The sequence below is a fragment of the Echinicola pacifica DSM 19836 genome, assembly GCF_000373245.1.
GTDB lineage: Bacteria > Bacteroidota > Bacteroidia > Cytophagales > Cyclobacteriaceae > Echinicola > Echinicola pacifica.
Window position 1 is genome coordinate 67,868 of the sequence record NZ_KB890738.1, and the last position, 13,903, is coordinate 81,770.

Genomic DNA, 13,903 nt, shown 5'->3' on the forward strand with positions numbered 1-13,903 from the left:
ATGAAAATCAAAGGCTTAAGGTGGTGGATTATCGGACTGATTTTCCTCGCCACCGTCATCAACTATATCGACCGCACCGCACTCAGTGTGATGTGGCCAGGTATTTCGGAGGAGCTAGGCTTCACGAAGAATGATTACGCGATCATGCTCAATGTCTTTATGGTGGCATATGCTCTAGGGCAATCACTTTCCGGAAGGATGTTTGACAAGGTGGGCACGCGGATGGGCTATGTGATCAGCATCATGGTCTGGGGAGCATCAACAGCCCTCCACGCGGTAGCCCGCGGAATGCTGTCCTTTTCTGTCTTCCGTGTCATGCTCGGCTTATCAGAAGCTGGCAACTGGCCTGGCGCAGTAAAGAGCAATGCGGAGTGGTTTCCTGTCAAAGAGCGCGCCATTGCCCAAGGCATTTTCAATGCTGGCGCCTCCATGGGTTCTGTCATTGCCCCTCCCCTGATCGCCATGTTGTATGTGGGTTTTGGATGGAGAATGACCTTCATGATCGTGGGTAGTCTGGTGGTGCTCTGGGTGATCCCCTGGCTGATCATCAATAAGGCTACGCCTAATAAGCACCCTTGGATCACCGATGAGGAGAGAGACTTCATCATGTCTGACCGACAGGAAGATAAGAATATACCTGAGGAGGAAGAGCAAGTTCTTTCATTAAAGGAAATCATGTCCCATAAAGAATCCTGGGCAGTATTGGTCTCCAGGTTTTTTCTGGAACCTATCTGGTGGTTATTCGTAGGCTGGATGCCGATCTACCTAGCCGACAAGTATGGCTTTGATGTCAAAGAAATAGGGTTTTTCGCTTGGGTACCTTATGTAGGCGCCGCGATAGGCAGCTTATCGGGAGGCTGGTTTTCTGGCCGAATGATCAGCAGCACAGGAAGTGTGGACAAGGCTCGAAAGACCACCATTACTATAGGTGCTGTCCTGATGTTCCTGGGGCTGATAGCCACCATCCTTATGGCCAATACACCGGAGAAGTTTGTAGGTATTGTGGCTGTGGTGCTTTTTGGATTTCAGTTTTCCATTAGCAATGTGCAGACCTTGCCGAGTGACCTCTTCAGCGGAAAATCCGTGGGTACACTTGCTGGATTTGGTGGTACAATCGGCGTGATCTCCGTGATCCTCATGAACTTCCTGATCCCTATCATCACTACAGAATCATACACTCCAGCATTTATAGCCATCGCCCTATTCGTACCCTTAGGCGTGATATCCATCTATGTATTGTGTAAAAAAATAGAACCAGTAAAAATTAAAAAATAACTAACCAAATAATTGAACAAAACATGAAACTAAAAGGTAAAGTAGCAGTAGTAACAGGAGGTGCCCGTGATATAGGGCGCGCAGTATGTGTAAAATTAGCCACTGAGGGAGCAAAAGTTGTAGTAAACTATTACGAAAGCGAAGGAGACAGCAAAGCCACTTTGGAGGCAATCAAGGCTGTTGGCGGTGAAGCTATCGCAGTATATGGTGATATGACCAAGCTCGAAGACATCGATAATATGGTTGCAAAAACCAAAGAAGCTTTTGGCGAAAAAGTGGACATCCTGGTAAACGTTGCCGGTGGCCTATTTGCACGTAAGACTATTGAAGAAGTGGACGAGTCATTCTATAACTTGATCATGAATGTCAACTTCAAATCTACTGTGTTTGTAACCAAGGCTTTCAAACCTCTAATGGGTAAAGGTGGAGCTATCGTCAACTTCGCGTCTCAGGCAGGTCGTGACGGCGGAGGACCTGGTGCCTTCTTATATGCGGCTTCAAAAGGTGCTATCTCTACGCTTACCCGTGGTCTTGCCAAGGAATTGGGTCCACAGGGAATCAGAGTAAACGCCCTGAATCCAGGTATGATCGCTACCAAATTCCATGATGATTTCACTAAGGATGAAGTGAGAACAAAAGTGGCTGGCGGCACTCCTTTGAGAAGAGAAGGTAAAGCAGAAGAAGTAGCTGACTTGGTAGCTTACCTAGCCAGCGATGAGGCTTCTTTCCTTACAGGAAACAATATTGATATCAACGGTGGACTAGCGTTCTCTTAATCAATATCTGATTACCAATCTATCCCCTAACATTAGCTCAGACTAGGCCACAACCCTACTGAAAGTGAAGAAGAGGCCGGAAATCCTGACTTATGGGCACATATTGGGCACATCAGCGTCTAAGTAAAGCCCTATTAAAGGAAGCTGATTTACGAAGTTTTCCATGCTTTCAGGAGTTTTGCGCCACGGCGCAAAGAGGTGGTTTCACAGCATGAGTACATCTAATAAACCAGTACAGATTAATTTCTGTACTGGTTTTTGCTTTTCTATAGGTACTAATCCTGCAAGCGAATATATAAGTTGCTTAGCACTATCGACCTAAGACCTTATGACAAGCCAATAGGAAAAGTGTGCCAATACCGGGCACAGAGGAGTCTATAAAAGGCCATGTTTTAGGAAGATGATTTACGAAGTTTTCCATGCTTTCAGGAGTTTTGCGCCACGGCGCAAAGAGGTGGTTTCACAGCATGAGTACCTCTAATAAACCAGTGCAGAATAGTTTCTGTACCTGCTTTTGCTTTTCTATAGGTACTAATCCTGCAAGCGAATATATAAATTGCTTAGCACTATCGACCTAAGACCTTAAGACAAGCCAATAGGAAAAGTGTGCCAGTCGGTACATAAAAGTCTTAGCTAAGCCTAAGGATAACAATCAGTGTTTTAGCGGGATGACCATATTCCAGGTTTTCTCAAATTCCCAATCCTTAGGTCCTAGGCCGGTAGCGGCAAAAAGATGAGTCGGTTTACCATCTTCAATTAGCAGGGAAGGTCTTTCGAAATGATTGTGATGGACTGTTTCCCCATTTGACCAAAGTATATTTTTGCTATAAGCGAGAGGTTTTTCGGCCAGCTCCCAGTGAATCCCATCATAAGAGGAAGCATGAATGCCCCCGCCGGGCTCACCGCAGATCTTACCAAAACGATCTTTCATGATAAGCTCGTAATGGTCCTTCACCCACCATACAAAAGGATCCTCCACGTCATTGTCGGGAGAATCAGCAGTCGCAAAATTAAAGATTGGCTCCTCCTTGAGGCGCTCATAGGGTCCCTCCATATGCTTAGCTTTGGTCACTCCTAGCAATAAGGGAGGATTCAGGTCCACCGATGATTTATAGATCATCAGTATTTCGTTGGTCTTTTCATTGACGACAGGAGATGGGTTAGAAGTAATGGTCGCATCCCATTTGCCCGGTCGTGGGGAAAGAATTGGCTGATCCATTCTAGTCCAGGGGCCTTTCACCGATTTGGAATAAGCCATACCAATACGTTTATTGAGCCAGGCCTTGCTAGCACGACCATCAGCCCAGATATTTTCGCTAGTGTTGGGAATGTCAAAATCGTAAGTGGTCCCCATATAGTACAGGAGGAAATATTCCCCAAACTTGATCATCCGCGGGTTATGCGTCACCAATCCATCAAAATGCTCCCTTCCTCGAGGCGGGAGCACGACCTCCTGAAATTCATACGGGCCAATAGGCGTATCAGAAACCGCCCTCACTATCTCGGAGTTGGACACCCATTTACCAAAGCCAATTTCCTTAGGCCATCGAGAAGCAAACATATGGTACTTTCCATCCTCGCCCTTCACCACGGAGGATCCCCAGACCCAATAGTCCTCCATCGCAAATCCACCCCCCACAGGTGCAGGAAGTAATCTATCGATGAAGGCCTCTTCCTCCTGTCCTCTGCCTGCCACCGCACAGCCCGCCAAACTCAATACAGCAGCTCCTTTGGTGATATCGAATATAAATTTCCGACGATTGTACATAGTAAATTTTACCTAAAGAATGATCAACGATTTCAAAATGCTAAACCGATTTTTCACGGCTCAACAGAAGCCCAAAGCCCTCACAAGAATAGCAAAATCCCAACTCAAAAGCTAAAAAACCCCAAGAATTCAGGCCAGAGCTCTTCCCAGCTCTTCCGAGCAATGGATGGTAAAAAAGCATAAAAATCATGAAAGTAAAAGCTTGCTAAAGTAGGCCAATAATAGGCAGATGGGGTTGTGATCGTAAGTTTATAAAATTCAGAAAGATGAATACTGTTTGACCTTTGGAATGTTTGGAGATGGATATTATAATGGCAGGGATCCCAAGAATTGCGTGGGTGGGTATTTAGCTTTGATTGATGTAGAGCAGAAACATGCATTGACCTATACCTATGCGACCAATAATAATTCGACGACCTTCGGGGACATCTATTCTAACAAGCTGCTGGGAGTTGTACACAGCCAAAGCTCCAATACTTTTACCTCCAAAGACCTCATACCCAATATCGGGGCAGCAGGGGATTGCAGCAATGATGACAACGGTAACCCGACGATAAACAGGGACAAGAGGATTTCGGGGACCAAATTCAACCACCTGAACCTGCCTGAGGAGATCAGCTTCTCTACAGGAGGGAAGTTGAGATTTGCCTACGACGCGGAGGAGAACAAACTGACCCAAAAGGTATACAACAGTAGCGGAGCTCTAACCAAGACTCAGGATCACATTGGGTGCTTCTGGACGCGGCACTGGATTACCTGATGCATGTGGAGGGAAGGATAGTGGCCGAAAACAGTGAACTGTGGAACGATTACTATGTGAAGGAACATCTGGGGAATGTACGTCTGGTACTTCGCAGTCCTGTCAGCCAGGTCTATTTAGCTACGAGGGAGAATGGCCGTGCAGCAGCAGAGGAGGAGGCGTTTTCCATGGTATCCGAATCCAGACAGACTGAGCCTGCAAATAATATGACCGAAGGGGGAAACCAGGTGGCCTAGCTGAATGCCAACAGATGACGCATGGTAGGTCCGGGACGTACCCAGGAAATCTGGAGAGACAATTGGGAAGAGCTGACTGCATTCCTAGCTTTCCCCATGGAAATCAGAAAGATCATCTATACACCAATATCATCGAAAACCTGAATGGGAAAATCAGAAACTATACCAAGAATAAGCTTTCCTACCCCACAGATGATTCAGTAATGAAATCCGTATTCCTTGCGGTCAACGAATCCACAAAAAAGTGGACGATGCCAATTCGGGATTGGGGAACCATACTGACCCAATGATTATGTTTGAAAACCGTCTAAAATTCTCACCATCCCTAAAATTCATTTACACACTTTTCGGGATAGTGTCTCTTTATTTCTTGTATGAATTTCAATAAAATAATTTGTTCGTTGATCTTCATGATCAAAAAGGAATTCATAATCTCCAAATGCTTTAGTACAGTTTAACAATATTTTTTTTATTGCCTCCTTGATTTGTAACCCACCATTTATTTCATCTAAATCATAACTTTTAATTGACAAAGGATCATGATTGATTGAATCACTATGCCCAAATTTTTGATCTCTATCCTTCCTAATCATTTTAAAAAAGTCTGTTGACCTGATTTCATCTATAAGCTCCATATTTTGTGCATGCTTAAGGTCAAAACTTGATCCCAAATGATCATTCACTTTTCTAGATAACTTTTCAAGGCTTGCTATATTAGTTTTCTCACGACCTTCCCACCCATTCTTTTCAATTAAAAAATTGTTCTTTTGGCCTTTTTTGAATTTGGTATCTCGCTCCATTAGCTTTGAAAGTTCCATTACTATCATGTACATAAGTGAAACCCTATAAAATTTAAATGGAGGCTTTGAAACTAATTCCCTTTCTTCATGAGGTCTCTCTTTATTAATTAATTTAAGCTCATTTAAAGACGTACAAAAAAGCTTACAGCTCATTTGAACATATTCGAAATTCTCAATTTTTTCTCCCATCTTTAAGTCATTTCTCTTTTAAAGATAGTATATCTTTCTAAGAATTACTCCAGATTCTTCCTGATCCACACTCCCCGTTATAGAATTTTATTTCAAATTAAGTATTATAAGGAATTCAAATTACCTTTATGATAAAGGTAATTTTCCCCTTTGAATAATCCGAAAAAGGCTTACCACTCATGTTTTTAAAAGTCAAAATATTAACTGCCTCACGGTAATAGGAAAGAACTTCTTTTGTAAAATTATACTCCAAGGGGATGGACTGGGCTATTTTCTTTTTTTATCAATAACAATTTTAAAAACTTTTCGCCCATTTCGATTGGTGGATATTCCAGAGCAGTATTGACCAGAATATCCAGTAGGAAAATGTCAGTAACTTAACGTTTCTTCTCGTTTCTTCATTGAGCCATTTCCTTCTCTTTATTTTAAGGAAACACGCTTTTCCACGAACAGGAAAATCTTGGATACGCACCCCATCATAGAAGCCTATGGCGGTAAGCTTAGCTCCTAGAACATGTTCAGGATGAATGTCCTGCTCCTCCAAATAAATATAGAAGCTATCATTTTTAAACTCTTAAAAAGTGATATTAAAATAATCTAGCAGCCTGCTGGTAAAACTAATCTTGAAATTTCCTTCCCGTCCATTTTCTTTTTTAACAAAGAAAATCATTTCATCCCAATCCCCCAACTTTTAGGACTGATCCAAAATCAGCGATTTCGGGATAGAGGATTCAAGAAAATTTAAAAATATTTTATTGCCCCATTTTATGTGAAGATCGTGTGCAAATAAAAAAGCCACTTACAATTTTACATCGTAAGTGGCTTTTGAAGCTCCTCCTCTTGGGCTCGAACCAAGGACCCTCTGATTAACAGTCAGATGCTCTAACCAACTGAGCTAAGGAGGAATATGTTTGTTTTTTTGAAGGATTAAACGTAGTGTTTTACCTTCTTTTCGCTAAGCCGTTTGTTTAACGTGATGCAAACATAGCAGGATGTTTATTTTTTTCCAAATCCTGAGTAAAAAAAAGTGCATTCTTATTCATTTCGGCCTTAAAATCAGGCTATTATTTTTTATTCTTTTTTTTCATCTCCCTCATCTGCTGGCAAATCCTCCTCAGGTTTATCCGTTTTTTCCTTTTCAGGGATAACCACCGGAGTCCCTGTCACCGTGGATCTGATATGCAAATCCCGTTGTGGAAAAGGGATTTCAATATTATGCTCATTAAATTTCTTATATATATCCTTCATCACCTCATTTCTCATCCCCACCCAATCATCAAAATCATTCACCCAGAATAGCACCCGGTATTCCACCGCACTATCTGCAAAATTTTGGAGGAACACACTGGGGGCAGGATTTCTCATTACCCCTTCCCGGCTGATAATCTCAAATAGCAGCCCTTCTACCTCCTCCGTATCCGAGCCATAGGCCACGCCTATAAACAACTCCACCCGTCTTCGCTTATTCGACAAGGTCCAGTTGACCAGCTGCTGCGACAAGAGGTCGCCATTAGGCATCACCACCTCTGAGCCATCATAAGCCTGGATCTTACTCGCCCTTATGCCCACTTCCTTCACCACGCCACTTTGACCCGCCACCTCGATGGCATCGCCAATCTGTATCGGCCGCTCAAAAGCCAGGATAATTCCCGAAACCAGGTTATTAATTATCGTCTGAAGACCAAAGCCAATACCTACCGACAAGGCACCTAATACGATCGCTACATTGTCCAAAGGAATCCCTGCCGCCGTCACCGCCAGCAAAAATCCAATGCTGAATACCGCCAGCTTTATCAATAATATGGAAGAACCCAAGCGCTGCTTCCTATTTGCCGCCATCTTCTGATCCTTGGCCTCCACGAAATAGGAAATATACTTGGACAGGATACTGGATATCCATAAGATAATAATAAAGGTAAATACACTCCCAAAATTAAACTCCGTCTGGCCTATACCTCGGCTCTTGGACAGAAATGCCATTACATGGAAATGTAAAAAATCATACACGGTAAGGTTTACGACCAGATAATACAACCAAATCATCGTTGCCAAAAACACAAACACCCTCTTCACCTTGTCCTGTATATCCTGGAAATCAAAATAGGCCGTATAATCCTTCGAGCTCTTTTTCCCCACCTCGATCTGAAGATAAATCGCCTCCATGATGACGAGGACAAAAACAAATAAACCCACTGCCTGCATCAAACTAGTCATGGCCGCCACCCCAAGAATCTTGGCCAAACTATACCTACCCAGAATATTTGCGATCAGAGAGCCACCCTGAATTACCAGAAACATCCTCAGCAGGAAAATAACATACTTAGGGCGCTTGACGCTGGAAACTTTGGCCACCTGAATGATCCTTACTCCCAACCCTAAACTCAGTAAACTCAATACTAATAAAGGCCATCGCTCCAGCAGCGCCCGCTCTATATATAGGTTACTCACACTATATAAGGCAAACATCAATAGAAAGGCATACCAATACCACATATTCCCCTTCTTTAGGCTGGAGGTAATCAGCACAGTAGTGACGACCATCAGCAAGGCCAAAACCAACACCACCAGCACCACCGGAGGATTGTCATAAAGGAAACTCACGAAGGGCAGCACTATGATCAGAGCCGATAATAGAGGGAACTTCGGGATAAACTGTGTCCGCTGTAAAATAATATCGGCAAACTCCTTTTCTATTTTTATGCGCCTTAGCAAATATTTAAACCAGATATAAAATGCCAGCATTAGAATCCCAACTACCCAATGCACCGACAGATGTGCCTCTGAATACACCCTAAGTAGAATAGAATTCATTACCAAAGAGTAATTAAACACGTCTTTGATCTCCTTGAATTTTTCGTCAGGACCCTTTTCCCATATATAATTTACCTCCTTATTAAATAACGCCCGCTCCAGTTTCCTTTCTCGCTCATCAATCTCCTCCATGAAATCCTTGACATCAATCAGAGAATTGGACAGCTTACTCTGAAAATCTGCAATCTCTAATTGCCGGTCCATAAATAGGCTATCACCAATCGCCACCCGAGCTTTCAGCTCCTTCAGCTGCTCCTGGAAAGCACCTAATACCAGGCTATCCTTAATATTGATTTCAAAAACCCTATCTTCTTTTATCGCTCGAAGGGAATCATAAGCCGTCACCACCTCCGTACTGCGCTCATCGATTATATCCTTATAATACTCCAATCGCTCCGACTGGTACTTGGTAAAATCCCTTAAGCCATCCAAATAGCGTAGATTGATATCCGAATCATCCACTCCCAATCGCGTTTTTACCGCCTGAATCCTCCGCTCTACCTCTGGAAACTCCGCACTTACCTCAGTGGTATCAACCTCTCTGGACAATACCTTATTAATATGGTTGGTCGCCAAAATATAAGCTTCCACACTATGGATCATTGAATTGATGCTGCGGCGCTTTGGCTCCTCCTCCACCTTGGTGGTATCGGGGCCCTCCGAAAATAAGGAGTCCTTTATCCCTTCCAGCGCTCCTTGGATTTGGTAAGAATAACCAGAGGTGGAAATCCCCATAAAGCAAAAACATACAAACACGGTGAAAGCCTTTGTATAATTATCTAGTAATCGCATATTATTTAGGAAAAATGGTGTTATTCACTTAAAAATAAGAATTATTTATTCTGCCCTTACCCATCATCAGGCCTTTTTACTAATTATTTTTTTCTCCACTATCCTCCATCGAGGCCAGCTTATGCTAATATTTGTCCGAATTCACTACTATATGCCCGTCTTACCACCCGCAATCCCATTTATATCACTTAAATTCTGGGATTTCCTTATCTTAAATGTAAATAAACGATGGCAGCAATTAATAGCATATTTTTTACGAAAACTTATTTTAGTAAGTAAATTTTTTATTAAAACTTACGAGGTATTCAATTATAATTTAATTTTTACGTAAATTCACCTTCTTAATACACCATGAATAAAAACAGGATATGAAAACCTCACTGCGTATATTATTTGGACTAGCTATACTGATCTCCACCATTCATCCTAGTGCCAAGGCGCAGGACAGCAAGGAGCAAGAGAAAATGGAATGGTTTCAGGAAGCCAAGCTAGGGGTATTTATCCATTGGGGAATCTATGCCGTCAATGGAATTGACGAATCCTGGTCCTTTTTCAATGATTATATTTCGCATGAGGACTATATGAAGCAGTTGGATGGATTCAACGCCAGCAAGTATGATCCTGAGAAATGGGCGAGCCTCATCCAAGAATCAGGTGCCAAATATGCGGTCCTCACCGCTAAGCACCATGACGGAGTAGCACTTTGGGACACCAAAGCCAGCGACCTCAATGTGGTGGATAAGACCCCTGCCAAAAGGGACCTGGTTGGCCCATTCATGAAAGCCCTCGAAAATAAAGGCCTCAAAAAAGGCATCTACTTTTCCGTGCTGGACTGGTCACATCCTGATTACGATCGCAAGACCCGTACCCAGTACCGATACAAGGACAATCCTGAAAAGTTTCAAAAATTCGTAGATTTCAACTTTAAGCAATTAGAGGAACTATCTCTAAACTACCATCCAGACCTCTACTGGTTTGATGGGGACTGGGAGCACAAGGCGGAGGAGTGGAAGAGCCAAAAACTAAAAAGCCAACTTCAGGAATGGAACCCTAATATCATCATCAACTCAAGAATCGGCGGTAACCTAGGCGACTATGCCACACCTGAGCAAGGGGTCCCCGTGACTAGTCCCGACAGCAAATATTGGGAATTATGCCTCACCATGAACAACAGCTGGGGATATCAACGCAATGACCTCGCCTATAAATCGCCAAGCGAGCTCCTACGGATCTTTGTGGATTGCCTCCACATGGGCGGAAATCTTCTGCTGGACATTGGCCCAAAAGCTGATGGCACTTTCCCTGAGCAATCCGTGGACATACTCAAATCCTTTGGGAGATGGACCAGCAAGCATGCTTCAGCCATCTACGAAACCCAGGCAGGAATCCCTGAAGGACACGTATATGCCCCCACCACCCTTTCAGAAGATAAGACCATCCTATACATCTACCTGGACTATAAGGTAAATGAATCTTTGGTCATCAAAGGTCTTAAGAATAAAATTAATAGAATCTGGGTGGTCGGCGACGGTACCAAATTATCCCATAGGGAAGTGGGCAAACAATATTGGTCTCACATTCCTGGACTCAAATACATCGACATCCCTGATCATGTGTATGATAAAGACATCACCGTGCTTGCGGTATTACTGGACGGCCCTGTGGAGCTTTACAGAGAAAAAGGACAAGTAATCGAGAGCAACTAAACCTCAATAACTCCATCCACTAAGACTCCTTCTGCTTATAGAAGGAGTCTTTTTTTGTCACAAAGGAATAAGCTCCATCCTCAAAAAGAGCCATAATGACATACAATACAGAGTAGAAGAGGCTAAAGCAGTCATAATGACAGCTAAAATAAGCTAGAACAGCTTTGGTATGAATTTCACTATAGTATGTTTGAAATCGAAAATTAATAGAAAACATAAAAACATACCATTATGAAACTTGTAAGATATAATCACTTGGAACCTAATTACCCATCTTCATTTTCTGGTCTTTTGGACAAATTCTTTAATGAATCAGTACAGCAAGCTGGCCCGAAATTCATTCCATCAGTGGACATTTCTGAGGATGAGAAGGCGTACGAACTGGAGCTTGCCGTGCCAGGGATAAAGAAGGAGGATTTTAAAATCGATTTGGTGGACGGTAAACTAACCATATCCGGAGAGCGCAAGCAGAAGGAAGCTAAAGAAGGTAAAAACTACCATGCTGTGCAAACCCAATACGGGGCCTTCAGCAAATCATTCTTCTTACCCGAAGATGTATCGCCCGACACTATAGAGGCTGTTTATGAGGAAGGAATATTAAAAGTAAGCCTACCTAAAACGGAAAAGAAAGTTCAAAAATCCTCCATTAGTGTGAAGTAATTGTAGAAGGTAAGCAGAGGTTCTGCTTACCTTTTTTCATCCTTAGCAAACAACTAATACATAAGAGTGAGCGGAAATATCCAAATATTATTGAAGACTTATCATTGTTAAAAGGTGTTAAATAGCCTATTTTTAATAAATCTTTAATAGGTATTCGGGAACTAAGCAGCCCTATATTCGTGTATTATTAGCAGTAAAACTATCATTAAAATTTTAGGAGAAACCATATGAATAGAAAGCAATTCTTCCTCAGCATTATCCTTGCCTCAGTGATTGGTGGCCTGGTGGCCATTGCAGGAGTAAGTTTCTTATCTCCCAGCAATAAGACTTCCAGCTTTGAAGAAAAGCAGAACACCAGTTTTGTAAACTGGCTTAAGGATGACAAATTTAATGTTCCCGATGGGATCAATTTTGTAGCCTCTGCAGACCAGGTACTTCCAGCAGTGGTCCATATCAAGAGCGCGGTCACTATGCAAAGCAATAGGGGCGGCGGCAATCCATTTGAGGAGTTTTTTGAGTTTAGGAATCCTAATGGAGGCCAATCTCAACCTCGCGAAGGGATGAGTTCAGGCTCTGGCGTTATCATTTCCAAAGACGGATATGTGGTCACCAATAATCACGTGATCGAAGACGCCAAAGACATCAACATCACCCTGTATGACAATACCAATTATGAAGCAAAACTCATCGGGACGGATCCGACCACGGATCTTGCTTTGCTTAAAATAGAAGCTTCCGATCTTCCTTTTGTGCCTTTTGGCGATTCTGACAAAGCCCAGGTGGGCGAATGGGTACTTGCTGTCGGCAATCCCTTCAATCTTACCTCAACGGTAACAGCAGGAATCATCAGCGCAAAAGCCAGAAACATTGGAATCCTTCGTAATGAAAATAACAACCTCCAGATAGAATCTTTCATCCAGACGGATGCCGTAGTCAATAGAGGTAATTCCGGTGGCGCCCTAGTCAATCTGGCAGGTGAGCTGATCGGTATCAACACTGCTATCGCCAGCCAAACGGGAGCTTTCAGTGGCTATGCCTTTGCTGTACCAAGCTCCATCGTCAAAAAAGTAATGGACGATCTATTGGAATACGGTACCGTGCAGCGTGGCTTGCTTGGAATCTCCATTCAGGATGTCAATATCGCTAAAGAATTCCTGGACAAGGATATTGCCGTAAATCAAGGAGTCTATGTAGCGGATGTAAATGAAGACTCCGGCGCGGATGAAGCAGGTCTGGAGCCTGGTGATATCATCATAGCCGTAGATGGAAAAACCACCAATAATGTGTCGCAATTACAGGAACTCGTAGCTAGAAAAAGGCCGGGCGATGAAGTGAAGGTAAAATACCTCAGAGACGGAAAAGAGAAGGAAGTAGAGGCCACCTTAAAGAACCTATCAGGCACCACCAAAGTGGTCAAGAAGGCTGAGGTAAGCACCAATGAATTCGAATCTGTAACCTTCAAAGACCTTGAAATCGGCCTGCAGGAGCGCCTCAATATTGATGGTGGTGTGATCATCGAAGATATCGACAACGAAAAGTGGGAAAAGGCGGGAGCCCGCGAAGGCTTTGTCATCACGCATATCGGACGTGATAAAGTAGGCGATTCCAAAAATCTTAAGAGAACTCTACAAGCCAATAAAGGCGAAGAAATAATGATCCTTGGGATTTACCCTAATGGACAGAAATCATATTTCGAGATTACACTCGATAAATAATATTAGTGTTTAGTTGGTTTATGTATGTATCAAAAGGCTTCCCATATTGGGAGGCCTTTTTTTTTGATCGCAAATGATTTAAGGTGGCCCTCCTAGTTTACTCCCTTTCTCCTGCACCGCCAAAGAACCCTTAAGTCCTAAAGCAAGAGCTCATTCAGAATAGGTAACTGCTGCACTTCCGTTTATATTCAAAATCCAGAGTGAATCCATGGAATTCACAAGGCATAATAATGACCATCGAACCCTTACAGGTAAGAAAAAATAAGGCTAAATTTAAGCTATCCTTAAAACATCAAATACTAAATTTTTTGATAGGTTTATTGGTTTTTGCATTATAAAAACTTCAATTAAATATGAATAATCCAATTTATTTTAAACAGTATTACTGAATTTCAAACACAAAAACCGATCTTTA

General features: G+C 42.7%; 11 protein-coding genes, 1 tRNA gene and 1 pseudogene. 8 read left to right on the top strand and 5 right to left on the bottom strand.

The genetic code is table 11. The annotated features are described in order from the left end of the window. Both B050_RS0100245 and B050_RS0100250 read left to right on the top strand, forming a co-directional pair. A complete protein-coding gene (locus B050_RS0100245; protein ID WP_018471857.1) occupies window positions 1-1,275 on the top strand; it encodes an MFS transporter in 1,275 nt (424 codons plus the stop codon). A gap of 23 nt (window positions 1,276-1,298) precedes the next feature. Further along, complete coding sequence (locus B050_RS0100250; protein WP_018471858.1) at window positions 1,299-2,051, top strand: SDR family NAD(P)-dependent oxidoreductase; 753 nt, start codon at window positions 1,299-1,301, stop codon at window positions 2,049-2,051. Between the two features lie 652 nt (window positions 2,052-2,703). Here B050_RS0100250 and B050_RS0100255 read toward each other — a convergent pair. After that, window positions 2,704-3,819: a glycoside hydrolase family protein gene (locus B050_RS0100255; protein WP_018471859.1), complete on the bottom strand. Its 1,116-nt coding sequence runs from the start codon at window positions 3,817-3,819 to the stop codon at window positions 2,704-2,706. Window positions 3,820-4,096: 277 nt separating this feature from the next. Between B050_RS0100255 and B050_RS0100265 the strand changes: the two genes are divergently transcribed. From B050_RS0100265 to B050_RS0100275, 3 genes and pseudogenes are all read left to right on the top strand, one after another. Beyond that, window positions 4,097-4,579 (top strand): hypothetical protein, encoded by a 483-nt coding sequence (locus B050_RS0100265; RefSeq protein WP_157492475.1) that lies wholly within the window; start codon window positions 4,097-4,099, stop codon window positions 4,577-4,579. Window positions 4,580-4,584: 5 nt separating this feature from the next. Further along, the gene (locus tag B050_RS0100270; RefSeq protein WP_157492476.1) at window positions 4,585-4,815 is read left to right on the top strand and encodes a hypothetical protein; all 231 of its coding nucleotides are present in this window, start codon (window positions 4,585-4,587) and stop codon (window positions 4,813-4,815) included. 51 nt (window positions 4,816-4,866) lie between these two features. Continuing rightward, a pseudogene (locus B050_RS0100275) lies at window positions 4,867-5,105 on the top strand (transposase); the annotation flags it as partial. A gap of 42 nt (window positions 5,106-5,147) precedes the next feature. Here B050_RS0100275 and B050_RS0100280 read toward each other — a convergent pair. The 4 genes from B050_RS0100280 to B050_RS0100295 all read right to left on the bottom strand — a co-directional run bounded on the left by B050_RS0100280 (window position 5,148) and on the right by B050_RS0100295 (window position 9,407). Next, entirely contained in the window at window positions 5,148-5,804 is a 657-nt protein-coding gene (locus B050_RS0100280) for a hypothetical protein (RefSeq protein WP_018471863.1), read from the bottom strand. A gap of 295 nt (window positions 5,805-6,099) precedes the next feature. Next, window positions 6,100-6,348, bottom strand: a complete 249-nt coding sequence (locus B050_RS23830) for an ISAon1 family transposase N-terminal region protein (RefSeq protein WP_018471864.1) — start codon at window positions 6,346-6,348, stop codon at window positions 6,100-6,102. A 287-nt stretch (window positions 6,349-6,635) separates the two neighbouring features. Continuing rightward, window positions 6,636-6,709: transfer RNA gene (locus B050_RS0100290), tRNA-Asn, on the bottom strand. A gap of 166 nt (window positions 6,710-6,875) precedes the next feature. Next, on the bottom strand, window positions 6,876-9,407 hold the full coding sequence (locus B050_RS0100295) for a mechanosensitive ion channel family protein (protein ID WP_157492477.1): 2,532 nt from the start codon (window positions 9,405-9,407) through the stop codon (window positions 6,876-6,878). A 368-nt stretch (window positions 9,408-9,775) separates the two neighbouring features. Here B050_RS0100295 and B050_RS0100300 point away from each other — a divergent pair, with 368 nt between their 5' ends. From B050_RS0100300 to B050_RS0100315, 3 genes are all read left to right on the top strand, one after another. Continuing rightward, complete coding sequence (locus B050_RS0100300; RefSeq protein WP_018471867.1) at window positions 9,776-11,113, top strand: alpha-L-fucosidase; 1,338 nt, start codon at window positions 9,776-9,778, stop codon at window positions 11,111-11,113. A gap of 231 nt (window positions 11,114-11,344) precedes the next feature. Next, on the top strand, window positions 11,345-11,773 hold the full coding sequence (locus B050_RS0100310) for an Hsp20/alpha crystallin family protein (protein WP_026235501.1): 429 nt from the start codon (window positions 11,345-11,347) through the stop codon (window positions 11,771-11,773). A 227-nt stretch (window positions 11,774-12,000) separates the two neighbouring features. After that, window positions 12,001-13,488 carry a Do family serine endopeptidase gene (locus tag B050_RS0100315; protein WP_018471870.1) on the top strand — a complete coding sequence of 496 codons (1,488 nt, stop codon included), beginning with the start codon at window positions 12,001-12,003 and terminating at the stop codon, window positions 13,486-13,488. Window positions 13,489-13,903 lie beyond the last annotated feature (415 nt).

Excerpts from the sequence above, each read along its gene's own strand:
- B050_RS0100245 (WP_018471857.1), top strand. The coding sequence starts at position 1 with ATGAAAATCAAAGGCTTAAGGTGGTGGATTATCGGACTGATTTTCCTC.
- B050_RS0100250 (WP_018471858.1), top strand. The coding sequence starts at position 1,299 with ATGAAACTAAAAGGTAAAGTAGCAGTAGTAACAGGAGGTGCCCGTGAT.
- B050_RS0100255 (WP_018471859.1), bottom strand. The coding sequence starts at position 3,819 with ATGTACAATCGTCGGAAATTTATATTCGATATCACCAAAGGAGCTGCT.
- B050_RS0100280 (WP_018471863.1), bottom strand. The coding sequence starts at position 5,804 with ATGGGAGAAAAAATTGAGAATTTCGAATATGTTCAAATGAGCTGTAAG.
- B050_RS0100295 (WP_157492477.1), bottom strand. The coding sequence starts at position 9,407 with ATGCGATTACTAGATAATTATACAAAGGCTTTCACCGTGTTTGTATGT.
- B050_RS0100300 (WP_018471867.1), top strand. The coding sequence starts at position 9,776 with ATGAAAACCTCACTGCGTATATTATTTGGACTAGCTATACTGATCTCC.
- B050_RS0100310 (WP_026235501.1), top strand. The coding sequence starts at position 11,345 with ATGAAACTTGTAAGATATAATCACTTGGAACCTAATTACCCATCTTCA.
- B050_RS0100315 (WP_018471870.1), top strand. The coding sequence starts at position 12,001 with ATGAATAGAAAGCAATTCTTCCTCAGCATTATCCTTGCCTCAGTGATT.